Here is a 26,156-nt window from a genome sequence, read left to right as displayed (position 1 = left end):
TTTGCTCGGTTTGACAAGAGTGAAGCTTTTTATCTGGTCTTGAGACAATATATTGCGTATGTTTGGCTCAAGATCCCATCAATGGGGCAAAGCAGGTTTGAACAGGCAGGTTAGGCGCGTCGTATGACAGAAATGGTCTATGGATCAGCCCCGGTGCATCGGGATGAGCCGTTACTTTCAAAATGGTGGAGAACGATCGATAAATGGAGCTTATCCGCCGTGCTAATCTTGTTCGGCATAGGGATATTGCTTGGTTTTGCCGCCTCTCCTCCGCTGGCAGAGAAAAATGGATTTCAGCCGTTTCATTATGTCCACCGGCAAGTAATGTTCGGCGGCTTAGCCCTGTTGGCAATGCTGATCACCTCGATGATGTCGACGCGTTTGGTGCGTCGCTTGGCCGTTTTGGGATTTATCGGGGCTTTTGTGGCTGTTATGCTTCTGCCGTATTTTGGAACAGATTTTGGCAAAGGCGCGGTGCGCTGGTATGCGCTTGGATTTGCAAGCGTGCAACCCTCTGAGTTTTTGAAGCCTGGTTTTATCGTGGTGACAGCTTGGTTGATTTCTGCAGCCGATGAAATCAACGGCCCCCCCGGGAGGCTTTGGTCGTTCCTTCTGGCGGTTACCGTGGCGGCTTTATTGGTGATGCAACCAGATTTTGGGCAAGCCTGTCTAATTTTATTCGGCTGGGGCGTTGTTTATTTTATTGGCGGTGCACCGCTTTCACTTTTGTTGGTATTGGCCAGTCTTGTCAGCGCCGCGGGGGCGTTCGCCTATAATATGTCGGAACATTTTGCGCGCAGAATTGATGGGTTTCTGTCCGCAGATATTGATCCGCGGACTCAATTGGGCTATGCCGCCAATGCCATTCAAGAGGGCGGGATCTTTGGGGTTGGGCCCGGGGAAGGGCAGGTTAAATGGTCATTGCCCGATGCGCATACAGATTTTATCATCGCGGTCGCCGCCGAAGAATATGGCTTTGTGATGGTTGTGCTGATCATTGCGATCTTTGCCAGTATTGTGATCAATTCCTTATTTCGCTTGCTGCGCGAGCGCGACGCGTTCAACCGATTGGCGGGGGCTGGTTTGGTCTGCATGTTTGGCGTGCAAGCGATGATTAATATTGGGGTGGCTGTGCGCCTTTTACCCGCAAAAGGTATGACTTTGCCTTTCGTAAGCTACGGTGGATCGTCCTTGATTGCAGGCGGTATTGCGATTGGTATGGTACTGGCTTTCACGCGAAAGCGGCCGCAGAAAGATGTGTCTGATCTGCTTGGAGCCCGGTCATGAGCCGCAAACCGCTTTTGGTTCTGGCTGCCGGGGGCACCGGTGGGCATATGTTCCCGGCACAGGCCCTTGCAGAGCATATGCTGGCGCAGGGCTGGCGCGTGAAACTGGCAACGGATCGGCGCGGAGCGCGCTATGCAAAAGGCTTTCCTTCCGAGGTGAAGCGGGTTGTCCTTTCCTCTTCAACATTTGCCCGCGGAGGAATTTTTGCAAAACTGATTGTACCGTTTCAGATCTTTTTTGGAATTTTATCGGCGCTGATCACGATGCTGATCGATCGCCCCACCGTGGTGATCGGCTTTGGTGGATATCCCAGTATTCCCACGCTTAGCGCCGCATGGGTGTTAAGATGTCCGCGTTTGCTGCATGAACAAAATGGCGTTTTGGGGCGGGTCAACCAGATTTTCGCCAAACGTGTAGATGCGGTTGCCTGTGGCTTATGGCCCACTGCGCTTCCGGAAGGTGTTAATGGTCATCACACGGGCAATCCGGTGCGCGCGGCTGTCAGAGCCCGCGCCAAGGCGCCTTACATCGTGCCTGGGGATTACCCGTTATCGGTTTTGGTGATCGGGGGCAGCCAAGGCGCGCGCATATTATCGGATGTGGTGCCGCCAGCTTTGGCGGATTTGCCTTGGAATGTTGTGCAAAACCTCAGGGTCAGCCATCAAGCGCGGATTGAAGACCAGCCACGCGTGTCTCAGTTTTACGCTGAGAATGGGATCACGGCAGAGGTCGAAACGTTTTTTGAGGACATTGCCACGCGGATGAGCGAAGCGCAGCTGGTGATCAGTCGGGCAGGGGCGTCTTCGGTTGCAGATATTGCCGTGATTGGGCGACCGTCTATATTGGTGCCCTTGGCAATCGCGCTGCGCGATGAGCAAAGCTCGAACGCTTCCGTTTTGGTGCAAGCTGGGGCGGCTATTTTGTGTAAAGAAGCTGATTTTGAAGTGGGGCCTTTGAATGCAATCCTGACCGATTTTTTTGACAAGCCGGAGGTAGCCTTGAAAATGGCCCAATCGGCGGGCAAGTCAGGGATTGAAAACGCCACCGACCAGCTGGCGGCGTTGATGCATAAAGTGATTGAGGCGGCAAAGTCATGAGCGCGATGACCAAATTGCCGATCGATATTGGGCCAATTCATTTTATCGGGATTGGCGGCATAGGCATGTCGGGGATTGCGGAGGTTTTGCTTAATCTGGGCTATCAAGTGCAGGGCTCAGATTTGAAGGAAAGCAAAATCACGGCGCGGCTTGAAGCGCTGGGTGCAACGATTTTTATCGGGCAAAGCGCAGATAATTTGGGCGCGGCAGAGGTGATTGTGATTTCTTCGGCGATCAAAGCGGGCAATCCTGAACTGGACGCGGCGCGGGTTGCCAGCTTGCCGATTGTGCGGCGGGCCGAGATGCTGGCCGAATTGATGCGGCTCAAATCCAACGTGGCGATTGCGGGCACGCATGGCAAAACCACAACCACAACGATGGTTGCTGCGCTTTTGGATGGGGGAGGTCTTGACCCTACGGTCATCAACGGGGGGATTATCCACGCTTATGGCTCCAACGCACGATTGGGGCAGGGCGAATGGATGGTGGTGGAAGCAGATGAAAGCGATGGTACCTTTACCCGCTTGCCAGCCACCATTGCTATCGTGACCAATATTGATCCCGAGCATATGGAGCATTGGGGGGATTTTGAGGCACTGAAAGCTGGTTTTTTGAACTTTATCTCTAACATCCCTTTCTATGGGGTGGCGGTGTGCTGCACGGATCACGCTGAAGTGCAGGCATTGGTAGGAAAAATAACCGACCGCAAAGTGATTACCTATGGGTTTAATGCCCAAGCTGATGTGCGCTGTCTGAATCTGCAATATAAGGATGGATCAGCCTTTTTTGACGTGGCTTTGCAAGGTGAAGACACCCTAATCACGGGCTGTCATTTGCCGATGCCTGGGGATCATAATGTATCAAATGCGCTATCGGCGATTGCTGTGGCGCGGCATTTGGGGCTCAGCGCCGCCGAAATTCGCGCGGCGTTAAGCGGTTTTAAAGGTGTGAACCGGCGCTTTACGAAAGTTGGTGAGGTCAATGGCGTTACTATCATCGATGATTATGGGCATCATCCGGTTGAAATTGCTGCTGTATTAAAAGCAGCTCGGCAAAGCTGCTCTGGAAAAGTGATCGCCGTGCACCAACCACATCGCTACACCCGATTGCACAGTTTGTTCGATGATTTTTGCACCTGTTTTAATGATGCGGATGTTGTGGCCATTGGTGATATTTTTGCCGCTGGTGAGGCGCCGATCGTGGGGGCCAGCCGCGATGATTTGGTGGATGGGCTTTTGCGCCATGGGCATAGGGATGCCCGGGCTTTGGCATCAGAAGATGCGCTTGAAGCCTTGGTGCGGGCGCAGGCGGGGTCAGGCGATATTGTCGTGTGCCTTGGCGCGGGCACGATCAGTGCTTGGGCCAATCGCTTGCCCGAACGTTTGTCCGGTTCCCATCTTTAAGGTCTTTTAAAGACCGCGCTAAAGCGGCTTACCCCAGTGATCAGAATAACAGTGGCTGTGATCCGAAATATGTGATGCACCGTGATCAAGGCTGGGCTGGTTTGCAGACTAAGAGCGATCAATGACATTTCTGTCACCCCGCCCGGCGAAAAGCTGATCAGCAAAACGTCAAATGGCAAACCGGTATAAAGCGAGAGCAGCGCGCTGAGGGAAAGCGCGAGGCTCAGCATGGCCAGCGCGCTTAACAATCCAAGGCTGGCGCTGCGCCTTAGCGCGGCGTAGCCAAATCCAACAAACCGGCTTCCCAAGCTGACCCCGATTATGATCTGGGCGATGATCAACAGGCTATTGGGCAATTGTACGCTGCCATAGCCGGACAGGTTGAGCAGGCCTGCGGCTAAAGCGGGCCCAATGAGTTGCCCCGCTGGCAATTTCAGCCGGCGCCCCAAATATAAACCGATCAAACCAACCACCAGCGTGAGTAAGAGGTTTTGAGTTGTAAACAGCGAAGGGTCAGATCCGGGCAAGGCAAGGCCGGCAGCGCTGCCCACAGGGCTTCCCATCCAAAGCGACAGACCGCTTGGAACCAGGATGATAACAAAAATTACCCTTAGAAATTGCTGCAGGGTTAAAATGCGGCTGTCACAGCCATATGTTTCTCCAAGCGCAATGCTTTCCAATAAGCCGCCCGGGGCGCTGCAAAAAAACGCCGTTGCAGGATCATATCGGCCCAAGCGTCTGAAAATCAAAAAATTGACGCTCAAAGCTAGGCCGATAAACGCGATTAACCCAAGCAAGCTGGGCAGTATATTGGGCACGTGTTGTATCACTTTCCAAGTGATCTGGCTGCCAATCATTACGCCAATCACGGCAATGAACAGCATACGAAACCTATGCGGGAATTGATAAGAAGAAGGAATATTTCCCCATCCCAAAATGCTAATAAGAGCCGTTGCCACTAACGGACCCAGCATCCATGGTAATGGCAAAAGGGTTTTGCTGCAGATAAAGCCGGCAAGCGCCCCCAGGCTAATCAGCGCGGCTGTTGTTTTTAAAACCATGGCTTTTAAGCACCGTCTCACTCAGGTAGTACTGCGGGAATGCTGCAAAGCCTGAGGCTTGTCAAATCGCTTAAGCGTCACGCCTGTTTTGTACCAAAAACGCATGCAGCTGTTCGGCCAGGGGATGGTTGCTTTCAAGCGCAAAAATATAGGCTTGAGTTGCAAGAAAGCATTGTTCGTCAAGCGTTTGAGCCGTGGCGCTGCCGGCGGCATAGAGCTCTGCCAATGCGGCGGAATCTTGGCGGCCATGCGCCGCTTGCACCTGAATATCGAGCTGCATCACGGTGCAGGAGCAAAGGCAGAGGCGGGCGAATGCTGGGCCGGTTCGTTTTGTGCTTCTGTCAGCGTCTTAGCCACCCAAGCGTGAAAGCAATGCGTCGGAGCATCCATCGCGGGCGAAAAACGCCCTCCGTCAAACCCCGGTCCATGGCGCCCGCGCTGCATCCCCTCGACCACAAAAATATCTTCTTCCAAGACAGATTTCCACTGCGCGGTGTTCTGTGCCCGCAAGGTTGGTTCGGTTGCGTCTGTGGCATAATATAAATGTACATGCTCGATACTTTTTTCAGGCCCTAAGGGCGCGATAATCACCGCAAAAGCATGATCACGATGGGTGCCCAGAAGCACATTTGGATAAATGGCCAGATATTCAGCGGCTTGGTTCCATTTGCTACTTAGATTTTTGAAATCAGGGAATTTTTCGGCCCGATTCCCGGTTAATTGCCGATAGACGGTGGTGCCTTGGCCAGAATAACACCCCGCGGATTGAATGTTGTAATGATCTTCGAGCCGCGAATAGCTGTTCAACCCGGGATGCACCCACGGCAAGTGATAGCTTTCGCAATAATTCTCAACCGCCAATTTCCAGTTGGTGTTCAACGCAAGCTCAAAACGGCTATCTGCGCCGCCATGAAAAAGCGGTTGGTCAAATTCAGACCAGCGTTCCATTGGCTCGGCCATTGCTATTTCAAACGCGGGCGCCGTGCCTGAAAGGTTGACCCAGATAATATCGCGCCAAATATAACTCGCAACTTCGATCAATCCTAGCGCGTCGCGATCTATATCTTCATGGGTATTTATACCCGGACCGCCCACATGGGGGGTGCTGATCAATCGACCATCTGTGGCATAGCACCAGCTATGATAGGGGCATCTGATTGCCCCTTCGATTTTTTTAGGCGCGTCGATCAAGATCATACCACGATGCCTGCAGATGTTTTGAAACACTCTAACGCGATTTGAGCGATCGCGTATCATCACCAGTGGCACGTCTAAGAAATCAACTGGCTTTGCATCCCCTATCTGTGGAATATCTGCGGCAACGCCCAAGCCTGCCCATTGCCGAAATAGCAAGGCATGTTTTTCAACCTCATAGACGGACAGGTCCGTGTAATGTGCGTTTGCAAGCCCTCTGGCCCGTGCAACGGGGTTTTGGACTGCCTCTAAATCAGAAAATGGTTCCATCATTTGCCTCACCGGTTTGCTTGAAGCCTTGTGGCAGTCAAGTCTTTAAATCTGGTTCCGTGCGCGCCAATTCGCGACCTGTCGATGCCGCAACTCACCTAATTTAAGAAAAACCGTCCTCGGGTTTGAGCAAAGTTTTGTGGTAGGGAACCAAATCATCGGCCTCGCAAAACCCTGCATTCCGCGCCGTTGATAGGATTGCGGATCGGTTTTGCCCAAGATGCTCGTAAACCAACCGGGTGACACGATCGCCGGTGGGTTTTTCTTGCACTGTGCGGGTGCTATATCCAAGCCAGTAATTGTTTTCAAATGAGGGAACCGGCGTTAAAAAATTAAAAGAACAACTCATCGACCCGCGGCGAAAAACCAAAGCCGCTATGCCCCCTTCCTGCGCGATTACAAAGCCTCGAAATTCGCGAATTTTTGGCAGACTTGCTAAGCCTTGCCCCGAAATGGCCTCTTTGGCTTCCATGCCGCGTAAAAAGCATTTCTTGTTTTTACGATAGACAAAAATCAAGCCTTGGATAAAACGTTGATCATCCACAAAGCTGCGCCGCGAGAAGCGGTAAAAGCCGCTGGGAAAGCTGTTTGTGTTGACAAGGCTTGAGGCTGCGGTGAGGAAATCTTCCATCTCATTGCTAAAAATCACATCCGTATTACTGTTTTGCACTTCGTGCAGGGGCTGTAACAGAATACGTGCATCCACTTTAAAATATGCGCAGATTCTTTGTAAAATATCTGGCCGTGGAAAGCTTTCACCCGATAGGTAGCGGTTAAATTGGGTGCGATTGATGCCCAATTCGCGGCATAGCGCCGAGACCGACGCGTAGGGCTGGCATAAGAGGCGCAGATTTCGCCCAAACATGGCACGAAGTTCGGCTGGCGACTCGGATCTTTCTGAATGGTTTTCTATCATTTTCATTTATCGCGTTTAAATTTAAAATACTAAATAAAATCAACCCTAACGGGTGCACTGATCGTTTAACGTGTAAATTTATGCTTTGTCGCGTCAGCGGCGACACAATATGAAACTATGTTGAAGTTTTTCGACACAAATTGCAAGTCAGTGTTCAGATTCAAAGATAGAGTATGGCCCGCTTTTCCCGCAAAATCAGTTCATGGTTAGGAAAGGATGATGTGATGAACGGCGTTATTATTTGGAGTGAACACGTATCGAAGCGCGCAATTATCTGGTGTGAGGATCATGGGCGTTTGGCATTTTTCAAAGCTGAGGAGACGCTTCAAGGTGAGTTATCTCGCAAAAATCAGGTATTTGCCTATGAAAGTGGCGATATGGTGTCTTTCACCGTAGATGAGCAAGCTGATTTACGGCTCGCCCGCGATTTACAATGGGTCAGCCGTCAGAAATATCCGCATCTTGCCGAGCAATTGAAAGCGGGTTCTTCTTCTGTCGCTGCGGTTGCGCGCCCCTCGGGGAACATTGTTCAATTCAGATGCGTTGAACCAACGGATCCGGGTGCTGAAGCTTATGAGGTGGCTTGAAGCGCGGGATTATAAAACTGCACTACTGTTCCCTACGATGCAATTGGCTTAGCGAAGCAGAAATCTAAACCCAAGACGAAAGCGTCTTAAGCGCGGCTAAACCTTCGTCAGGGATGTGTCAAAGCCTGAGTGAGCCATGCAAAAAACCTAACCTTTTGTATGTGCGGCGCAGGAAAATAAAATGGAAAAAAGGATGTAATCAAATGGGCATTCATCAAATTTTATACGATAGGCGCGTGCAAGAGGCTTTAGATGCGTATAATGCGGCACATGGTTCTGATCTTGTGTTACGGTGTGGCCCCGATGACCTTTGGGCTTTCATGTTAACCGTAGAAGCTCTTGGCCCTCAGACGGAGTTACCCCCAGATTTATTGGCATGTTTGCAGCATGCGCCGCAAAGTAAGGCGCAACCAAGGATCGTAAACGAATAGCAGGCGCGAAACCGCGGCTTAATTACTTGCTAAATCCAGTCTTAACAATTTGCTTTAAAAGAGACCAAGCGTCACCGTAGTCAAGATAGCCGGTCGAACGCCAAAAGCACCCTCAGCGTCCAAAAACCATTGCAGTTTAGCCGCGCGAAAGCGCCGCCACGCCCGTGCGCGCTATTTCAGTTAAACCAAGAGGGCGCATTAGATCCGCAAACGCGTCTACCTTTTCGATGGTACCGGTTATTTGGAACACAAAACTGTCTAGCGTGCTGTCTACAACATTCGCGCGAAAAATATCTGCAAGGCGCAGCGCCTCAACCCGCTTTTCGCCGTTTCCCGATACTTTTATCAGAGCCAATTCGCGCTCGACCGATTGGCCTTCCACGGTGAGATCACGCACTTCATGCACGGGCACAATTCTGCTCAGCTGGGCTTTGATTTGCTCGATCACTTGAGGTGTCCCTGTGGTTACGATTGTGATCCGGCTAAGCTGGCCTTGATGGTCAACCTCGGCAACCGTTAGGCTATCGATATTATATCCACGGCCTGAAAATAAACCAATCACCCGCGCAAGCACGCCCGCCTCATTATCGACCAAAATCGTTAGAGTATGCGGTTCTTCCATTTCAGCATAATTGGCGCGCAAGTTATACGCCGAATGCTTTGATGAACCCTTTTCGATTTTTAAAGCTGACATGCCATTTCCTTTACTGCGCGGATAAACCGCTGGTTACACCAACACGGCGCCTGTGCTATCGATTGCGTCTTGCGTTGAGGCCTCACCCAAAAGCATCTTATTATGTGGCTGCCCTGATGGGATCATAGGAAAACAGTTTTCGTGCTTTTCAACCAAACAATCAAAAATCACTGGACCATCATAGGCCAACATTTCCATAATTGCATCATCTAGATCAGCCGGATCGCTGCATAAAATACCTTTGCACCCAAACGCCTCTGCCAATTTAACGAAATCGGGCAGGGCTTCCGACCAGCTTTGCGAATACCGCTCTCCATGCAGCAATTCTTGCCATTGGCGAACCATCCCAAGGCGTTCATTGTTTAAGATAAACTGCTTAACTGGGGCGCGATATTGAACCGCAGTGCCCATTTCTTGCATATTCATTAACCAGCTGGCTTCGCCTGCCACGTTGATCACAAGCGCATCTGGATGGGCGATTTGCACGCCAATTGATGCAGGAAACCCATAGCCCATCGTTCCCAAGCCCCCTGAGGTCATCCATTGATTTGGGTGCTCAAATCCCAAATATTGCGCCGCCCACATTTGATGCTGACCAACTTCAGTGCAGATATAGCGATCTTGGCGATGCTTTGTCAGCGCTTCTAGGCGCGTCAATGCATGTTGCGGTTTGATGGTGGATGTATTGGGCTTAAAATCGAGGCAACGCACTTTTTGCCATTCGTTGATTTGCGCCCACCATTTTGTAAGGGCCGCGGCGTTGGTCTTGCGGCCGCGCGATTTCCACAGCTTCAGGATATCCTCTAAGATATGGCCCACATCCCCGATGATCGGGATATCGGTTCTTATCACTTTATTTATTGAGGAGGGATCAATATCGATATGCGCTTTGAGCGAGCCGGGGCTGAACGCATCCAAGCGCCCTGTGATCCGATCATCAAAGCGCGCCCCTATATTGATCATTAAATCGCAATCATGCATGGCCAGATTGGCTTCATAAAGACCATGCATGCCCAACATGCCAAGCCAGTTCTCACCCGAAGCGGGATATGCCCCTAGCCCCATCAAGGTTGAGGTGATTGGAAAACCACTTGCTGCCACCAATTCGCGCAGCAAGGTGCTCGCGGCAGGGCCAGAGTTAATGACACCACCACCCGAGTAAATGATCGGCCGCTCAGCCGTTTCCAACGCTTCCACCAATTTGGTGATTTGGTCCATATCGCCTTTGACGCGTGGGTTGTAATGCTTTGAAGCCACTTTTGTTTTGGGCGTGTAGGTGGCTTCGGCAAATTGTACATCTTTGGGAATATCGATCAAAACCGGGCCAGGGCGGCCCGACGTTGCGATGTGAAAAGCCTCGTGGATCGTAGAGGATAAATCCGCCGTGTCTCGAACCAGCCAATTATGCTTGGTGCAGGGGCGAGTGATGCCCACCGTATCGGCCTCTTGGAACGCGTCAGAGCCGATCATAAAGGTTGGAACCTGCCCAGTTAAAACAACCAGCGGGATTGAATCCATCAACGCATCTGTCAGCCCGGTCACCGCATTTGTGGCGCCTGGCCCAGAGGTCACCAGCACAACGCCGGGCTTGCCGGTTGAGCGCGCATAACCTTCTGCGGCGTGTACAGCGCCTTGCTCATGCCGCACCAGAATATGCTTAATATCGTTTTGCAAAAATACTTCATCATAGATCGGCAGCACCGCTCCACCTGGATATCCAAAGATAGTATCGACGCCCTGATCTTTTAGGGCTTGTACAACCATTTTTGCTCCACTCATTTGGCGCGTCATATTCATCTCCAGTTTAACCTTATCGCTGCAATGCAGCAGCCTTCCTAATATTCTGAATTCAAAAAAAAACCCCGATTATTCGGGGTGCGACGGACGAATGATCAAAAGGATCTTTACGCCTCGCTCTATCGCACCACCACAGAAATCAAAATTTTCATTGCTCCAGCCTCATTCTCTGAATTTTCCTTAAACTAAGCAGGCGTCTAAGGAAGGTCAATACGCAATCAAATAAAAAGCTGGCCAATTCTTTTCGAAAATTATCAAAGCCCAAGTAATTTTTGAAACTTTTAGAAAGATACCTCTGTTTTTTGGCAAGGCGTGCATGATTTTCTTTGGTTTTGTTGGGGCGGGCTGCATCCTTCCTCAACAATTATGGGCATCTGATAAAAAAAGGCGCCCCGACGTGTATGCGGGGCGCCCTTAACGAAGTTGTATATCATTTAGGCGTGTTAGCCGTCTTGATTGCTTTCGTCATCTGCAGCTGGAGCGGCGGGGGCCGCGCTGTCAAACTCATCCTCTGCGGCTGCACCGCCGATATCGTCAAACAGCTCTGCAATTTCAAACTCGGCAGCAGCTTCTTCTTCTGCGGCCAATTCTTGGATCGATTTGCCAGAGGCTTGCAGTTCGGCTTCTTCGGCTGAGCGCGCCACGTTCAGAACGATCGTAGCAGAAACTTCTGGATGAAGACGCACGAGCATCTCATGCAGGCCCAGCTCTTTGATCGGACGGACCAAGGCGATCTGTTTGCGATCTACACTGAAACCGCCGGCCGTTGCCACTTCCATCGCATCGCGCGGTGTCACAGAGCCATAAAGAGCCCCTGCATCAGAGGCCGATCTGAGCACTACGAATTGTTGTCCATCGAGGCGCGAGGCCAGATCTTCCGCTTCTTTCTTGGTTTCCAAGTTGCGCGCTTCTAACTGCGCCTTTTGGGCTTCGAAATTTGCGATATTGTCTTTTGACGCGCTACGGGCTTTGCCTTGCGGCAATAGGAAGTTGCGCGCATAGCCTGGTTTTACATCAACCACATCACCCATTTGGCCCAATTTGGCCACGCGTTCCATAAGGATTACTTGCATGATCAGATCTCCCTATTTCACAGCATATGGCAAAAGAGCAAGAAACCGTGCGCGTTTGATTGCGCGGGCAAGCTCTCGTTGCTTTTTGGCTGACACAGCCGTGATCCGTGATGGAACAATCTTGCCGCGCTCTGAGATATAGCGTTGCAATAGTTTTGTATCTTTATAATCGATCGCCGGAGCTTTATCGCCAGAAAAAGGGCAGACTTTGCGGCGGCGGAAAAAAGGTTTGGTTGCCATGATCTATCGTCCTTTTCTACAAACTTAATCGCGACGTTCGCGGCGTTCACCGCGGTCACCACGATCATCGCGGCGTTGCATCTGTGCAGATGGTCCTTCGGCGTGCTCTTCAACTTTGATCGTCAAAATCCGCATCACGTCTTCATGAAGACGCATCAGCCGTTCCATCTCTTGCACCGCAGGCGCAGGTGCGTCCGATTTTAGCATCGCATAATGGCCTTTGCGATTTTTATTGATCTTATAGGCCATCGTTTTAACACCCCAATATTCGCTTTCAACGACGTTTCCGCCATTATCTGCAAGGATTGTTGTGAAATGTTCAACAAGGCCTTCGGCCTGCGCGCTGGATAAATCCTGACGCGAAATAAAGACATGCTCATACAGGGGCATGCGCTCTCCAGTTCTATTTTTGGCACGTTTCAAAGGGCGGCTATGAGGTTTTCGCGTCCACCCACGAGGGACCGTGCGATAAAAGTAAGTGCGAAAACAGATGTGCCTTCTACAGGAAAACCAGAGCGGTGCAAGGCTTTGAGGTGTAAAATAGCCAAGAATCTAGATAATTTGCCCTATAAGCCTTTAAGTTTCCGCTATAATGACAAAGTCTTGCCTTAAAGGGCGCTTAGCCTCTTAGGTGAATAGGGGGTGTTATTTATTTTAGCACCAACTTATTTATATGTGGGGTTTTCCCGCCAGAGCTTGAGGTTTCGGTGAGCACATATCTATGCCTCGAGTGATTATCTCACCCCCTATTCTCAACACCTCATCAAAAACGCCAAAAGACCGGCGGATTCCCCTAGGGATGCCATAGCCCATGAGGGCGGCCCAAGCAGCGGCCTGCCAAAAATACCAACTGTCTGAAATGGCAGCCTTGATCCGTCAATTTGCGCTCCACAGGGCTGTGCAGATCGGATGCTCCAAGGCGGCTTTGGGCGTTTGCTTTGCCAAAGAAAGGCATAAGCCAAGCAAATCTTTATGCAGCTTTTCGATATCTTTCAGGAGGTTTTTGTTCGCCACGCTTGCCTGTTTGATTTCGAACCTTTCGTTTGGTTTAGAATAAAAATACCCTGTATCAAGGCCCGTTTGAAGGCATGTTTCCGCGCGCCTTATCAGGGTATCATCCCGCAAACTCCGCCAATTTTTCATCTGAAGCGCCATAGATTGAATGGTGCCCTGATCATTGGTTTGAAGCGCGGTTTCGCAGATTGTTACAACCGCCCTGTGCTGGGAATTTGCAAAGGCCGCGTGCATAGGCAGAAGGCAAGACAGCATCAGCGTGATATAAAAAGGCTTTTTGGGGAAACAGTTCACAGGCTTTCCTTTATGTTCAACGAAATGATACACCGCCCCGCCCCATGCTCCAAACGGAAACTATAGGCTTACATATCTTCAACAGGGCTGCCGTTGATTTAAACGATTGATCTGCCTCCCCGGCTCTACAAGATTGCAACGGATCTGAACCAGATGGCGCCAGCGCCATGCAAGCCGCTGGCAGACAGAGCAAGGCTTGTGGAACGGATGTTTTCTTCTTAAACAGAGCGCTCGACCGTTTTTTTATTGCAAAGGACCTTTGATGCGCCTGTCCCGCTATTTTATCCCCGTTTTGAAAGAAAACCCTGCTGACGCACAAATTGTGAGCCACCGTTTGATGTTGCGGGCCGGCATGATTAAGCAATCGAGCGCCGGCATTTATTCATGGTTGCCGCTCGGGTTCAAAGTGTTGCGCAAATTGGAAGATATTGTGCACGAAGAGCAAGTGCGCGCCGGCCATATTCCAATGCTCATGCCGACGCTGCAATCGGCGGACCTTTGGCGTGAAAGTGGGCGCTTTGATGATTATGGGCAAGAAATGTTGCGTATTCAGGATCGCCATGGGCGTGACATGCTTTATGGGCCAACCAATGAAGAGCTGATTACGGATATTTTTCGCAGCCATGTGGGCAGTTATAAAGACCTGCCGATGACGCTGTATCACATTCAATGGAAGTTCCGCGATGAAATCCGGCCCCGGTTCGGTGTGATGCGGGGGCGCGAATTTTTTATGAAAGATGGTTATAATTTTGATATCGATAAGCCCAGCGCCATGCATGCCTATAACCGCCATATGGTCAGTTACCTGCGCACCTATGAGCGGATGGGGCTGAAGGCAATTCCGATGCGCGCCGATAGCGGCCCGATAGGAGGCGATGACACGCATGAATTTTTGGTGTTGGCGGATACGGGCGAGTCTGAAGTGTTTTATGACAGCCAGATCCTAGATTTGACTTTGGGCAATCGCGCGGTGAATTATGATGACTGGGAGGAATGTGCCGGAATCGTAGAGGAATGGACCACCCCCTATGCGCGCACCGATGAAACCCATGATGCCAGCCTCTTTGACGCTTTGCCCGAAGAGCGCCGGTGCAGCAGTCGCGGTATAGAAGTTGGGCAGATTTTTTATTTTGGAACCAAATATTCTGAAGCGATGGGCGCCAATGTGGTGAATGATCAAGGCGTCCGGGTGCCGGTCCATATGGGCAGTCATGGGATCGGCGTGTCGCGTTTGATTGGTGCGATTATCGAGGCCAGCCATGATGAGAATGGAATCATTTGGCCAGAAGCCGTCACGCCTTATCACTGTGGAATTGTGAATTTGAAGCAGGGGGATGCGGCAACAGATGCAGCTTGCGAAGCGCTCTATACCAGCCTCACAGCTTTGGGGCTTGAACCGCTTTATGATGATCGGCAAGAGCGGGCAGGCGGCAAATTCGCCACCATGGACTTGATTGGCCTACCTTGGCGGATCACCGTAGGGCCGCGTGGTTTGAAAAATGGTGTGGTCGAGCTGACGGCGCGCAAAACTGGAGAAAGCCAAGAACTTCCACTGGAGCAGGCTGTCGAAGCGATTGCGCAGATTTACGCGGCGCTTTAGCCTGTCACGGCAGGCGGCATAGGATTAGAGCTGATAGGCTTGTAAAATCTCAAGCGAAACGATTTCTAAGGCGCGCGCATGCGTGGCAGAGAGATTGACTTTTGGCGCGCAACCTTCTTCATGGGCCTGCAAAAACCGGCCTGCGCAAAGGCACCAATGGTCACCGGGTTTTAAGCCTACAAAGCCATATTCCGGCCGCGGCGTGCTAAGATCATTGCCAAAATATTTTGAATAGGCCAAGAACTCGGCCGTCATCACCGCGCAGACGGTGTGGCTGCCTTGATCCGCTTCGCAGGTGTTACAATGCCCGTCGCGAAAAAAGCCCGTGACCGGATCCTGTGAACAGGCGGCCAGCGCAGCGCCAAGGACATTAATTTCTGGATCTTTTTGCATGATCATTGGCTCCTATTTTGGGGAAACTTAGCGATCAGCCAGCTTAAGACAAGCCCTTAAACGGGCGATTTCCGACCCATGTGATCCAGCGCCTGTGAAAATCTGCTCGGCCCAGTTCAATCACATGTTCGCCCGGCCATAAAGTGAAGCAAGATGCCGCGCCTAAACCTTGGCGATCAGCTTCCATTGAAAAATGTGCCATTGTGGTTGCGCTGCTTGCCTGTTGTCTGGCGGTTTCTGGCGCTTGCCTGCAGTTTTGTTGCGTTTGGAGAGAAAAATATTGCCTCGCGACTGTGTTGAAGACCAAATGGAGATGCCCAGGATATCCCGTTGCGAGCCGGAGGCGAAGCCAATCAGCTGCATCACCTTGCGCAATGGCAAGGCGCTGCGCGGGGCAAATACGCGCCAATTGCTGTCGGCGTTCGGTTTGGTCCGGCCAAGTATAGGCACAAAGCCTCAAAAATCCTTCAGAGCTCCGAGGGTTTATCGGCGACAGATTAACGCCGGAGCGCCCGGCGATTTTGGCTCTGCCCGGTGGGGGCGCTGGGCCCCGCCAATCGGGCGTGAGCGTCAACTTGGCCTTATGGGGCTGATATGTGAACCCAAAAGAGGATAGCGCAAACCGGTCAAATAAGAGGTTTAATCCAGCGCTTGCCCCCAGCTCTGACACAATCAGCGGCAGGTTTAAACGCCGCTCTATAATCAACGCGGTGGCAACCAACACGGCGTAGCGCCGGATTTCATTTGTTTGCGGGATATAGTTTAGCCATTGCAAGATATGCGTTGCGTGATTGCGCAGCGCCGCTTTAACTGCCATGCGCAGTTTTACCAGTGGCGCGGTTTGTGGGGGGGGGGCTTATAACACGCCTTAAGCGCTGGGTTCTGGCCGCTCAGGAGCAACGCATGCAGCCCTGCAGCCAGTTTGAGCAGTTGTATTTATCAGGTGCAGGACCGCCAGACCAGATGTTTAGCCGGTTGATAAGTGTAACGGGGTATAAATCGCCATCGGTAAGCAGATGCAACAGTCTGCGCATAAAGCATGAGCCTAAAGCGCTGCAGGCTTCGGCTTGCTGGTGAAAGTGATTGGAATTCGTTATTTGAATTTATCGATCAACCTTTGAAGTGGATTTCTTACGGGATCTTCCTTATCTGGCGATTGTGGTTTTTCAAGGGCGGCTTCGTTCTTGTGCGGCTGGGCCGCTTTTGGTTTTTGGGGTTTTTGCGCCTGCGCTTTGAGCGCGACTTTATTCATAAAGCCTGCCGGATCTTTACCAGCTAATTTTACAACGCCCTCGCCAATACCGCTGAGTAAATCATCTAACCAGGCCTGATCTGCTTTGGCAAAATCATGAAGCACATATCCGGCCACGCGGTCTTTATGCCCTGGATGCCCGATGCCCAAGCGCACGCGATGATAATCACCCCCGATATGCTGGTGGATTGAGCGCAAGCCATTATGCCCCGCATGGCCGCCCGCTGTTTTTAGGCGGCATTTTCCCGGTGCTAAATCCAATTCATCATGAAACACAATGATCTCATCGGGCGTCAGCTTAAAAAACCGCATCGCCTCTCCGACCGATTGTCCGGACAGGTTCATAAAGGTTTCCGGTTTTAACAAAACCAGTTTTTCTGATCCCAAGCGGCCTTCGCTGATCACGCCGTTAAATTTTTTTTTCCAAGGTGAAAACCCATTTTCAGAGGCGATTTTATCAAGCGCCATGAATCCAATATTATGGCGGTTCTGGGCGTATTTTGAACCGGGATTACCCAATCCGACGAATAGTTGCATGTAAACGCTCCTGCTCAGCGATATGGTGTCTATAGCGCTGCCCGTTCGAAACGCAAAGCGCATAAAAAAAGCAGAGCGGTTGCTCTGCTTTTCAAATTTTTACTGACCGCCTGCGAAAACGCAGTTGTCTTATTCCGCGGAGTCTTCTGCGGGTGCATCGCCTGTTTCGGTTTCGGCTTCTTCTTCCTCGGACGCAGAAATGCCACCCGGCGCCGATAGATTGGCGATTACAAAATCGCGGTCAATCGTGGGGCGTGCCCCCTCTGGAAGACTGATTGCAGAAATCGTAATCACATCCCCCACGGCAACCTCCGCAAGGTCGACGGTGAGCTTTTCGGGAATGTCGCCCGCGGTAACCACCAATTCAACTTCAGGGCGTACGACGTTCAAATAGCCTCCGCGCTTGATCCCCGGACATACGTCTTCATTTAGAAACTCAACGGGGATGAATAGGTTGATTTTTGAGGTGCGGCGTAAGCGCATCAGATCCAGATGGGTTGGCAGATCTTTTACGACGTCACGCTGTACATCCCGGCAAATCACCCGAACATCCTCATGGCCTTCAACTTTTAAGTTAAACAGCGTTGATAAAAAGCGCCCCGCTTTCAGGCGCTTAAACAACACGTTGAATGGGATTTGAATGGGCAGCGGATCAACGCCGCCTCCATAGACAACACCCGGCACCATGCCATCGCGCCGCGCCTGACGAGCGGCGCCCTTGCCTGTCCCCGTGCGTGGCAAAACTTCAAGATTTGGAATCTCTCCAGCCATAATTCTCTCCATAATAAATGCAAGGGGTCCCTCCAAGGCTGTGACCCCAATGAAGACGCGCATATAAACCAGTTATTTACGGTTTAAAAGGCCAAAATACAGAATTATGAAGTCGCCCCAGCGGGGGGGGGGCGTTAAGGGGGAACGCCGGTTTTATTCCCAATCCCCCGCAAACCCTTTCGGGATCAACAACGTGTTGCGATTTAGGTCCTGAACCCGTTTATGGCCGCATAGTGCCATGGAAATATCGAGCTCTTTGTGAATAAGCTCAAGGCTTTTGCGCACGCCTTCTTGGCCCATTGCCCCAAGCCCATAAATATGCGAGCGCCCGATATAGGTGCCTTTCGCCCCAAGCGCTAAGGCCTTCAAAACATCTTGGCCAGAGCGGATGCCACCATCCATATGCACTTCAATCTTATCGCCCACCGCTTCAACAATGCCTGGAAGCGCTTTGATCGAGCTTAGCGCGCCATCCAATTGCCGCCCGCCATGGTTGGAGACGATAATCGCATCCGCGCCCACTTTCAGGGCCATCTTGGCATCGTCTTGATCTAAAATGCCTTTTAAAATGACTTTGCCGCCCCAGACATCCTTTAATCGGGCCACCTTGTCCCAATCAAGCGCCGGATCAAATTGCTCGGCTGTCCAAGAGGATAGGCTGCTTGGGTCGCTGACGCCTTTGGCATGGCCGACAATATTGCCGAAAAACCGCCGCTTCGTGCCCAGCATTTCTGTGCCCCAGCCCCATTTTGTGGCCAAATTGGCGATCGATTTGGGCGTCAGTTTGGGCGGTGCCGACAGCCCGTTGCGAATGTCTTTGTGACGCTGGCCCAAGATCTGTAAATCCAGCGTGAGAACCAAGGCAGAGCAATTTGCGGCGCGCGCGCGCTCGACCAAGCGATCATTAAAATCATTGTCCTTCAGCATGTAAAGCTGCATCCAAAAAGGCGCCTCAGTATGGGCCGCGACATCCTCGATTGAACAGATTGACATTGTGGACAAGGTATAGGGCACGCCAAAGCTTTCGGCCGCCCGCGCGGCTTTTATTTCGCCATCGGCAGATTGCATTCCAGTCATGCCAATCGGGGCCAAAGCCACGGGCATGGCAACCTGCTGCCCCACCATGGTGCTGGTGGTGCTGCGCCCTGTCATATCAACTGCAACCCGCTGGCGAAGTTTAAGCTGTTGAAAGTCAGTTACATTTTCATCAAAGGTTTGCTCTGTCCAGCTTCCAGATTCCGTGTAATCATAAAACATGCGGGGCACGCGGCGCGCATAGATTTTTTTAAGATCGTAAATATTGGTGATTACAGGCATTTAAGCTTTACCTTACTGGGTTGTCGCGGTCATATCTACAGGCGATATAACATCGTTAACCTATAAAACACCAGAGCAGGAGCGGGCGATGTATTTTGAAGATTTTGTGGTCGGGTTTCATTTTGAAGCCGAACCAAAACAGATTTCGAAAGCGCAAATTCTTGCCTTCGCGCAAGACTGGGATCCTCAGCCGTTTCATCTCGATGACGCGCAGGCCGAAGCGTCCCCCTATGGTGGGATCATCGCCAGCGGCTGGCACACCGTTTTAATCGGATTTGAAGCGGTTTTTCGCACCAGGCTGTTTGAAAAATGTTCAATCGGGTCGCCAGGGGTGGATGAGGTGCGCTGGTTTATTCCGGTCTATCCAGGCGATATTTTAACCTGCGCGATTACGGTAGAAGAGGCGCGCCACTCACGCAGCAAGCCAGATCGCGGATTTATCAAAACTCGGTTTGTGATCCGAAACCAAACTCAAAAAATCGTGAGCAGCTTTTTGGCCACGCAAATGCTTCTTCTGGCCGCATAAGTCATGCCAACAGAGCTTTAACCGCGATGCGCCCCATCTGAGAGGGTTTTGACAAACGCCAACACCTCTGCGACTGGTTTGCCATTGGCCAATTCACTGACAATCGCGGACCCTACCACGGCGCCATCGGCAATTTCAGCGATGCTTTGCGCCGCTTCAGGGGTGTTGATGCCAAATCCAACGATAACCGGCAGATCCGTGTTTGCTTTAATTTGCGCTACTTCAGGCCCCACGTTTTGGGCTTGCGCTTCGCCGGCGCCCGTGATGCCAGTGATCGACACATAATACACAAAGCCTGATGTATTCTGAAGAACCTTTGGCAAGCGTTTGGCATCCGTTGTTGGCGTTGCGAGGCGAATAAAATTTAAGCCCGCGGCTTGCGCCGGAACGCAGAGTTCATCATCCTCTTCGGGGGGCAAATCCACGATGATCAACCCGTCAATTCCAGCGGTTTTTGCATCCAGCAGAAATTGGTCCACACCATGATTATAGATCGGGTTGTAATAGCCCATCAGAACGATAGGCGTTACATTATCTTGGTGGCGAAATTCGGCGGCTAAAGTCAGCGTTTTTTGCAAGGTCATGCCGGCTTCAAGCGCGCGCTGCCCCGCCAACTGAATCGTGCTGCCGTCTGCCATTGGATCGGTGAAAGGGAGCCCCAGTTCAATAATATCCACACCCGCTGCGGGAAGGCCTTTCACCAGCTCAAGCGCGGTGTGGTAATCTGGATCTCCAGCCATGACATAGGAGACAAATGCCTTTTTCCCATCTGCTTTTAATGCGGCAAATTTATCGTCAATCCGAGTCATATTAGGCACCTTTCGCTTCGTCATGCTCTCCCATGCCCAATCGAATACGAAAAATCAATGCCAAGCGAACATTTCACGAAAAAGCTTGTGCTGGAAAAGAAACCGTAAGTCGCAGCGCGGCTTTTGCATCTTCGCCGCTTGCCTCCGGGCAGATCTGTCACTAGAAGCCCTCAACAGCGCTAAAAGGAGCAGAGCCATGGGGTTTAAAATGGGTATTGTCGGGTTGCCAAATGTTGGTAAATCCACCTTGTTTAACGCGTTAACCAAAACCGCAGCCGCGCAGGCGGCAAATTTTCCGTTCTGTACCATTGAGCCGAATGTGGGCGATGTGGCCGTACCCGATGCACGGCTTGATACTTTGGCTAAAATCGCCAGTTCAAAGCAAGTCGTCCCAACGCGTATGACATTCGTTGACATTGCCGGGTTGGTCAAAGGCGCATCAAAAGGCGAAGGGCTTGGCAACCAATTTCTGGCAAATATCCGCGAGGTCGATGCCATCGCTCATGTGCTACGCTGTTTTGAGGATTCTGATGTTACCCATGTTGATGGGCGCGTCGACCCGGTATCTGACGCCGAGACGATCGAAACCGAGCTGATGCTGGCCGATATTGAAAGCATTGAGAAGCGCCTGCAAGGCCTTAGCCGCAAAGTGCGCGGCGGTGATAAGGAGGCAGTGCAACAAGAGCGCTTGCTCAAAGCCGCTTTGGTGGTGCTTGAAGAAGGAAAACCAGCGCGCAGCGTTGAGGTTGAGGAAGAGGATCTGAAAGCTTGGAAAATGCTGCAGCTTTTGACCAGCAAGCCGATCCTATTTGTGTGCAATGTGGATGAAGAGACCGCGGGCACGGGAAATACTTTTTCGCAACAGGTGCATGATATGGCGGCTGCGCAGGGCGCGGGAACCGTCGTTATCAGCGCCCAGATTGAAGAAGAGATCAGCCAATTAGAGCCTGAAGAAGCCGCCATGTTTCTGGATGAGATGGGCTTAGAAGAGGCTGGATTAGATCGCTTGATCCGCGCCGGCTATAAGCTCTTGGAATTGGAAACCTATTTCACCGTTGGCCCTAAAGAGGCGCGAGCCTGGACGATAAAGGGCGGCACCTACGCCCCCCAAGCCGCGGGGGTGATCCATGGCGATTTTGAGCGCGGTTTTATCCGCGCCGAAACTATTGCCTATGAGGATTATGTTGCCCTTGAGGGAGAGCAGAAATCCAAGGAAGCCGGAAAAATGCGCGTTGAAGGTAAATCTTACATCGTGAAAGATGGCGATGTTTTGCATTTTCTGTTCAACGCGTAAGGCGCTGCGCACAGGCAATTTGCTCTTCCTGCGGGGCGTGGCGCAATAAGGTTGCATGCTGGGCCATATTTTAAACGCTGCAAAGCCTTTTATTGAAATCGTGCGTTCTATGTCAGCTTCTGTCAAAGAGCTAAAGGAAGAGGGACTTGCCGGGTTGCGTCGTTGGACAAAAAAATGTCAATGGCGGTTTGGTGACTGGTCAAATGATGCCTGAATTGCGTAGGATGCTCTCTTTCAACGCTATACTGTTAAGGCATTGAGAGTTTTTTTGTGCTTTGGAAACAAAGCGGATACGCAGTAAGCGCTACGCTTGCTGTTATTTTATTTGCCAACAGACGATCTCTTTGCACGATGCGTCAAACATTCGATTTATTTCCTATGTCTGGGCGGGTTGTTTGGATGGAGTTTCTTAAAAAATGCACAGAAAAAGTGCAGGCGTTGCGCGTCAGCTGAGGGTGTAGGAACGAACAAATCGTAAAAAGTGAGGGTTTCTTATATTTTCCGCTTGTTTTGCTATTCGATAAAATTGTAGACCCATCAGCGGAGACGTGGCCGAGTGGTCGAAGGCGCTCCCCTGCTAAGGGAGTAGGCCCGGAAGGGTCTCGAGGGTTCGAATCCCTTCGTCTCCGCCACAAAATTCCCGTAAATTATTGATATTAATGTAACTTATGGGTTTGTGTGCGCTTATAGTCCACATTTTAGTCCACATTTGTGCAGGACTTGTTTGAAAATTCCTGCACTGCCCGTCCATTTCCGCAGTAACCAGCCCATACCCCGGGGGTACCCCCCGCTTTGTCAGATAGGAGTCCCATATTTGCTATGTAAGACTAATCTAGACGAGGGAATTGGCGCGCTGCTGTTTAAGTAACTGGTATCTGCCTGCAACTTACAGTCGCACTGAATGAACATCGTCGTTTTTTGATAGTTCTATTCCGTGTGGGGGCACCATAAAACTCTATTAAATTATTGATTTAATTGCATTAATAGTAAAATTTATTTGTCACGTTACATATTACGTTACACTTTTGATACCATTTGTTTAAAGACTTCACATATTTCTGAACCGCGTTACTCTGGGATTGTCAGTCTGTCTAAAGAGGCAGGACGCTGGCGTTATGTGGGAAGTAGAAATGTTTGAATATTCTTGGATGTTAGTTTTTGTGGCCATCAATGGACTGCTAACAGTTGGTGAGATGGATACCAAAGAAGAGTGCGCAAGCGCAGCTGCTCAAATGGAAAAAGTGGGAACTGAAGGGATTACAGGAAATTTTGCCTGTATTCCTGCGCCAAATTACATTGCTGAAGGTAGTGTATATGAGTGAAAAGTTTATTTTAAATACAGTCTTTAAGCACGAAACTAAGCCAATCGACGAGCAAGCAATGAGGGATTATTTGGCATTTATAAAAGAGGAATTAGACCCAGAAAGTGAATTTTGGTTAGAAAATATATGGTATAAAATTGATGACTACACGCATGGATCAATCTCATTTTATGCCTCCGAGGAAGGGTATCAAGAAATGATTGGTAGGATTGAAGCCCAAAGAAATGTTGCCAATGAGTTTAACGGCGTAACAATGGTTCACGAGTTTAAAGGCAAAACCTTTGCTGTTCTGACAGAAGTCTAAGTTAAACGCACCTCAGATCATTACCGTCAAAACAGGATTTTTGATTGCTATCTTTTGTAAGGAAATACACTATTAGTTCAATATAGATACTTAAAGCGAAGGCGTAGCAGTGACTGATGATAAAAAACCATCGAAAGAACCACTATTTCATCCAAATAACCCGCTGAACCCCCGCAAATGGAGTTGGTGGGGTTGGGCACTGGCTATTTGGGGCGTATGGTTTATTTTTCGCATTTATATGAGGGCAAATTGTGCATCAAATGGTCAGGTTTGTCAGTTTATTCGCGAATTTACAGCTGGCTGAAAAATGCTGACTAATTGCCGTATTGCAAAAATTCTTTAACGATATTTTTGGCTACCAGTACTGCTCTAGCCCTATTAGGCCATTTAACAGCTTGCCTAATATTGTGATTTCACTTTTCCAGAACGCATCAGAGTGCCTTTCCATTTGAGATCATCCTCGTCCACCTGCTGAAACTTTTCACCATTGTGTAAAAAATAAAACGTAAGGTGATCGAGATTGAGAATAAGTAAATCCTCTAGTGCTGGTTGATAGAAAAAATCAAATACGTCTTGCGTGTTTATGTCATGCACCAAACGCTCAGCAATAAGGGAAGGTAAGCTGAAATCTGCCAAACCTTCAAACAATAGCCATTCGCCAACAACATGTGTTTGGCTAGCGGCTTTATTCAATTGCCAGCTATTTCCTTTCGAAAAATTCATGCTGCTGCATGTACAAAGCTTTATATGACTGGTTTGCACGCACATAACTTTCCCCCTTGTATCTCAAAAGACTTGTCTAAACCCAAACAAGAGAACCCCGAAAACTCCAATAATTACAAAGATAACAAGGGCAATAATCCCTACACCCAACACGGTTGCCGCAAATTGAGCTAACAACATACCTGCGACCATACCCACAAATACAAAGATTTGACCAATTACGAAAAAGACACAAGCAAGCGGAAATGAAACTATTATTGCAAATCTATCCCACCTTGGGAAAGTTCCACTTGGCCAACAGCCTTGGAAATAAAACGAAAACATCAAACAGATTGCCAACACAATAAGCTGGAAGCTGTTGAAATGACCCGCAAACCAAGCATCCACCGACGGAATTAACAGAAATAAGAACGGACTGTAGTACATAATAAGCTTGAAGAAACAAACCGTCCAATCCCAACTGCTCATTTGTCTTTGAGGCTTCAGTGGCCTGTTGACCCACCCCGTCACCCAATCTTCAAAACTCATAGTCTGACCCCAAACTTTTCAGTCTCAAACCTACACCCTTGAAAACAATCTAAACAAGTTAAGTTTTCATGGTGGTTTATGAGGTTGGGTGTGTTGAAGTCTAGTGAGGCAGCAGTTTCTCAAACCGATCTGTTATCTTAGCCTTATGGAGCGTTAGAAAATGCGCAGCTATTTGTTCTGCATCGCAAGCTATAGGCTGCTCGTTATAGGCATCATTGAAAAACAAGCCGCTGTCTTAGCCCCCTAGAACTGTGCCAGTATATTTTGGCATAGGGAGTAAGGAAACATGGCTCGGAAGCGTTATTCTGATGAAGATGTGTTGAAGTTATTGCGCGAGATTGATGTTCATTTGCACGATGGTTTGGACGTTGTGAGTGCGTGTCGCAAAGCTGGGATTTCAGATAAGAGTTATTATTACTGGCGTAAGAAGTTTGGAGGCCTTTCTCGTTCACAGGTTTCAGAGATGAAATCGCTCAAGAAAGAAAACGAGCGCTTGAAGAAGATCGTCGCTGACTTGCAGTTAGACAAGGTGATCCTGAAGGAGAGCCTTGATCATCTAAAGCCACGGGCCTGACGCGGGCTCAGCTTCGTCAGGCTGTTATTCATACGCGTCAAAAGCTGGATATTTCTGAGCGGCGTGCTTGCGCTGTTCTGGATGTAGCCCGCTCAAGTCTGCGCTATCAAGCCAAACAAGTAGATGATACCAAACTACGCTTGGCGATGATCCGGCTGGCCAAACAGTATGGGTGGTATGGTTATAGGAAAGTCACAGCCCTGCTGCGCATGGAAGGCTGGCGTGTTAACCACAAGAGGATCGAGCGCTTATGGAACGAAGAAGGTTTACAGCTGCCGCGCCGGCACAAGAAGCGCAAACGGCTTTATCACAAAGACAGCTCCATCATCAGGCTGCGGCCCACACATCCCAACCATATTTGGGCGATCGACTTTGTGCACGATAAGCTTAGCAATGGGTGCAGCTATAAAATGCTCACGGTTCTAGATGAATATACCCGTGAAGCGCTCTACGTGGCAGTGCGATCCAAAATGAATGCGAACGACGTTTTGGAGACACTGCACCCGCTGCTGATTAAACATGGTAAGCCAGAGTTTATTCGCTCTGACAACGGACCCGAGTTCATTGCCACGCATCTACAGGACTGGCTGAAGAGGATCGGTATCAAACCAATGCAAATCTATCCAGGCAGCCCTTGGGAAAATGGATACAACGAACGCTTTAACGGCACCTTGCGAAAAGAAGTGCTAAACGCTGAATGGTTCCACACCACACGGCAAGCCCAGGTCGCTATCAATGTTTGGCTCAGGCAATACAACCAGATCAGACCTCATCACGCATTAAACATGCGCCCACCCGTCCCAGAAACCTTATTAGAGAAACCAAAACTCAATGGGCGAGTATAGGGG

The 26,156-nt window shown here is 50.2% G+C and carries 29 protein-coding genes, 1 tRNA gene and 1 pseudogene; 13 read left to right on the top strand and 18 right to left on the bottom strand.

Translation table 11 applies throughout. The features are described 5' to 3' along the window. Positions 1–123 precede the first annotated feature (123 nt). Genes UM181_00155 through murC form a run of 3 tightly spaced genes read left to right on the top strand, consistent with a single transcriptional unit; the run spans position 124 to position 3,787 of the window. Positions 124–1,287, top strand: coding sequence for a putative peptidoglycan glycosyltransferase FtsW (locus UM181_00155; GenBank protein WQC63062.1), 1,164 nt, complete (start codon positions 124–126; stop codon positions 1,285–1,287). Beyond that, the gene (locus tag UM181_00150) at positions 1,284–2,384 is read left to right on the top strand and encodes a UDP-N-acetylglucosamine--N-acetylmuramyl-(pentapeptide) pyrophosphoryl-undecaprenol N-acetylglucosamine transferase (protein WQC63061.1); all 1,101 of its coding nucleotides are present in this window, start codon (positions 1,284–1,286) and stop codon (positions 2,382–2,384) included. The genes UM181_00155 and UM181_00150 overlap by 4 nt, the downstream gene beginning before the upstream one ends. Next, on the top strand, positions 2,381–3,787 hold the full coding sequence (murC, locus tag UM181_00145; GenBank protein WQC63060.1) for a UDP-N-acetylmuramate--L-alanine ligase: 1,407 nt from the start codon (positions 2,381–2,383) through the stop codon (positions 3,785–3,787). The genes UM181_00150 and murC overlap by 4 nt, the downstream gene beginning before the upstream one ends. Here the strand turns inward: murC and UM181_00140 are convergent. From UM181_00140 to UM181_00125, 4 genes are all read right to left on the bottom strand, one after another. Then, positions 3,784–4,848: an AbrB family transcriptional regulator gene (locus UM181_00140; GenBank protein ID WQC63059.1), complete on the bottom strand. Its 1,065-nt coding sequence runs from the start codon at positions 4,846–4,848 to the stop codon at positions 3,784–3,786. The genes murC and UM181_00140 overlap by 4 nt on opposite strands. Positions 4,849–4,918: 70 nt before the next feature. Beyond that, on the bottom strand, positions 4,919–5,128 hold the full coding sequence (locus UM181_00135; protein WQC63058.1) for a hypothetical protein: 210 nt from the start codon (positions 5,126–5,128) through the stop codon (positions 4,919–4,921). Beyond that, entirely contained in the window at positions 5,128–6,312 is a 1,185-nt protein-coding gene (locus tag UM181_00130) for an aromatic ring-hydroxylating dioxygenase subunit alpha (protein ID WQC64793.1), read from the bottom strand. Before UM181_00130 ends, UM181_00135 begins: the two co-directional genes overlap by 1 nt. A gap of 103 nt (positions 6,313–6,415) precedes the next feature. Continuing rightward, positions 6,416–7,234, bottom strand: coding sequence for a helix-turn-helix transcriptional regulator (locus UM181_00125; GenBank protein ID WQC63057.1), 819 nt, complete (start codon positions 7,232–7,234; stop codon positions 6,416–6,418). 218 nt (positions 7,235–7,452) lie between these two features. Here UM181_00125 and UM181_00120 point away from each other — a divergent pair, with 218 nt between their 5' ends. Together UM181_00120 and UM181_00115 are read left to right on the top strand one after the other, a co-directional pair. Then, the gene (locus UM181_00120) at positions 7,453–7,815 is read left to right on the top strand and encodes a hypothetical protein (GenBank protein WQC63056.1); all 363 of its coding nucleotides are present in this window, start codon (positions 7,453–7,455) and stop codon (positions 7,813–7,815) included. 203 nt (positions 7,816–8,018) lie between these two features. Next, complete coding sequence (locus tag UM181_00115) at positions 8,019–8,246, top strand: hypothetical protein (protein WQC63055.1); 228 nt, start codon at positions 8,019–8,021, stop codon at positions 8,244–8,246. 136 nt (positions 8,247–8,382) lie between these two features. On the opposite strand, the gene ilvN is transcribed toward UM181_00115, so the two are convergent. From ilvN to UM181_00085, 6 genes are all read right to left on the bottom strand, one after another. Continuing rightward, a complete protein-coding gene (ilvN, locus tag UM181_00110) occupies positions 8,383–8,940 on the bottom strand; it encodes an acetolactate synthase small subunit (GenBank protein ID WQC63054.1) in 558 nt (185 codons plus the stop codon). 33 nt (positions 8,941–8,973) lie between these two features. Continuing rightward, the gene (locus UM181_00105; protein WQC63053.1) at positions 8,974–10,731 is read right to left on the bottom strand and encodes an acetolactate synthase 3 large subunit; all 1,758 of its coding nucleotides are present in this window, start codon (positions 10,729–10,731) and stop codon (positions 8,974–8,976) included. A 449-nt stretch (positions 10,732–11,180) separates the two neighbouring features. Beyond that, positions 11,181–11,810: a 50S ribosomal protein L9 gene (gene rplI / locus UM181_00100; protein WQC63052.1), complete on the bottom strand. Its 630-nt coding sequence runs from the start codon at positions 11,808–11,810 to the stop codon at positions 11,181–11,183. A gap of 12 nt (positions 11,811–11,822) precedes the next feature. Then, positions 11,823–12,050 carry a 30S ribosomal protein S18 gene (rpsR, locus tag UM181_00095; protein WQC63051.1) on the bottom strand — a complete coding sequence of 76 codons (228 nt, stop codon included), beginning with the start codon at positions 12,048–12,050 and terminating at the stop codon, positions 11,823–11,825. A gap of 24 nt (positions 12,051–12,074) precedes the next feature. After that, the gene (gene rpsF / locus UM181_00090) at positions 12,075–12,440 is read right to left on the bottom strand and encodes a 30S ribosomal protein S6 (GenBank protein WQC63050.1); all 366 of its coding nucleotides are present in this window, start codon (positions 12,438–12,440) and stop codon (positions 12,075–12,077) included. 486 nt (positions 12,441–12,926) lie between these two features. Then, positions 12,927–13,358, bottom strand: coding sequence for a hypothetical protein (locus UM181_00085; protein ID WQC63049.1), 432 nt, complete (start codon positions 13,356–13,358; stop codon positions 12,927–12,929). A 262-nt stretch (positions 13,359–13,620) separates the two neighbouring features. Between UM181_00085 and UM181_00080 the strand changes: the two genes are divergently transcribed. Beyond that, positions 13,621–14,958: a proline--tRNA ligase gene (locus tag UM181_00080; protein WQC63048.1), complete on the top strand. Its 1,338-nt coding sequence runs from the start codon at positions 13,621–13,623 to the stop codon at positions 14,956–14,958. Positions 14,959–14,982: 24 nt separating this feature from the next. Here the strand turns inward: UM181_00080 and UM181_00075 are convergent, their stop codons facing one another. From UM181_00075 to UM181_00055, 5 genes are all read right to left on the bottom strand, one after another. Beyond that, positions 14,983–15,351 (bottom strand): DUF2237 domain-containing protein, encoded by a 369-nt coding sequence (locus UM181_00075; protein WQC63047.1) that lies wholly within the window; start codon positions 15,349–15,351, stop codon positions 14,983–14,985. A 43-nt stretch (positions 15,352–15,394) separates the two neighbouring features. Next, entirely contained in the window at positions 15,395–16,168 is a 774-nt protein-coding gene (locus tag UM181_00070) for a DUF2332 family protein (GenBank protein WQC63046.1), read from the bottom strand. Between the two features lie 276 nt (positions 16,169–16,444). Continuing rightward, positions 16,445–17,140, bottom strand: coding sequence for an aminoacyl-tRNA hydrolase (pth, locus tag UM181_00065; GenBank protein WQC63045.1), 696 nt, complete (start codon positions 17,138–17,140; stop codon positions 16,445–16,447). 129 nt (positions 17,141–17,269) lie between these two features. Then, entirely contained in the window at positions 17,270–17,911 is a 642-nt protein-coding gene (locus UM181_00060; GenBank protein ID WQC63044.1) for a 50S ribosomal protein L25/general stress protein Ctc, read from the bottom strand. A 153-nt stretch (positions 17,912–18,064) separates the two neighbouring features. Further along, positions 18,065–19,228, bottom strand: a complete 1,164-nt coding sequence (locus tag UM181_00055) for an alpha-hydroxy acid oxidase (protein ID WQC63043.1) — start codon at positions 19,226–19,228, stop codon at positions 18,065–18,067. Positions 19,229–19,316: 88 nt separating this feature from the next. Here UM181_00055 and UM181_00050 point away from each other — a divergent pair, with 88 nt between their 5' ends. After that, positions 19,317–19,754 carry a MaoC family dehydratase gene (locus UM181_00050; GenBank protein ID WQC63042.1) on the top strand — a complete coding sequence of 146 codons (438 nt, stop codon included), beginning with the start codon at positions 19,317–19,319 and terminating at the stop codon, positions 19,752–19,754. 17 nt (positions 19,755–19,771) lie between these two features. Here UM181_00050 and trpA read toward each other — a convergent pair whose 3' ends face one another. Next, positions 19,772–20,563: a tryptophan synthase subunit alpha gene (gene trpA / locus UM181_00045; protein WQC63041.1), complete on the bottom strand. Its 792-nt coding sequence runs from the start codon at positions 20,561–20,563 to the stop codon at positions 19,772–19,774. A 196-nt stretch (positions 20,564–20,759) separates the two neighbouring features. On the opposite strand from trpA, the gene ychF reads away from it, so the two are divergent. The 5 genes from ychF (at position 20,760) to UM181_00020 (ending at position 23,787) form a co-directional block, all read left to right on the top strand. Further along, positions 20,760–21,857 (top strand): redox-regulated ATPase YchF, encoded by a 1,098-nt coding sequence (gene ychF / locus UM181_00040; GenBank protein WQC63040.1) that lies wholly within the window; start codon positions 20,760–20,762, stop codon positions 21,855–21,857. Between the two features lie 542 nt (positions 21,858–22,399). Then, positions 22,400–22,489: transfer RNA gene (locus tag UM181_00035), tRNA-Ser, on the top strand. A gap of 498 nt (positions 22,490–22,987) precedes the next feature. Then, positions 22,988–23,179 (top strand): hypothetical protein, encoded by a 192-nt coding sequence (locus UM181_00030; protein ID WQC63039.1) that lies wholly within the window; start codon positions 22,988–22,990, stop codon positions 23,177–23,179. Beyond that, positions 23,172–23,483 carry a hypothetical protein gene (locus UM181_00025; GenBank protein ID WQC63038.1) on the top strand — a complete coding sequence of 104 codons (312 nt, stop codon included), beginning with the start codon at positions 23,172–23,174 and terminating at the stop codon, positions 23,481–23,483. Before UM181_00030 ends, UM181_00025 begins: the two co-directional genes overlap by 8 nt. A 109-nt stretch (positions 23,484–23,592) precedes the next feature. Further along, the gene (locus UM181_00020; GenBank protein WQC63037.1) at positions 23,593–23,787 is read left to right on the top strand and encodes a hypothetical protein; all 195 of its coding nucleotides are present in this window, start codon (positions 23,593–23,595) and stop codon (positions 23,785–23,787) included. A gap of 95 nt (positions 23,788–23,882) precedes the next feature. Here the strand turns inward: UM181_00020 and UM181_00015 are convergent, their stop codons facing one another. Together UM181_00015 and UM181_00010 are read right to left on the bottom strand one after the other, a co-directional pair. Further along, the gene (locus UM181_00015; GenBank protein WQC63036.1) at positions 23,883–24,206 is read right to left on the bottom strand and encodes a hypothetical protein; all 324 of its coding nucleotides are present in this window, start codon (positions 24,204–24,206) and stop codon (positions 23,883–23,885) included. A 63-nt stretch (positions 24,207–24,269) separates the two neighbouring features. Then, positions 24,270–24,734: a hypothetical protein gene (locus tag UM181_00010; GenBank protein WQC63035.1), complete on the bottom strand. Its 465-nt coding sequence runs from the start codon at positions 24,732–24,734 to the stop codon at positions 24,270–24,272. 286 nt (positions 24,735–25,020) lie between these two features. Between UM181_00010 and UM181_00005 the strand changes: the two are divergent. Further along, a pseudogene (locus UM181_00005) lies at positions 25,021–26,153 on the top strand (IS3 family transposase). The last annotated feature ends 3 nt before the right edge of the window (positions 26,154–26,156 follow it).

The organism is Alphaproteobacteria bacterium US3C007 (assembly GCA_034423775.1).
In the GTDB taxonomy this organism is placed as follows: Bacteria; Pseudomonadota; Alphaproteobacteria; order Rhodobacterales; family Rhodobacteraceae; genus Thalassovivens; species Thalassovivens spotae.
The sequence above is the reverse complement of the archived record's forward strand: the minus strand, read 5'-3'. Positions and strand labels throughout refer to the sequence as shown.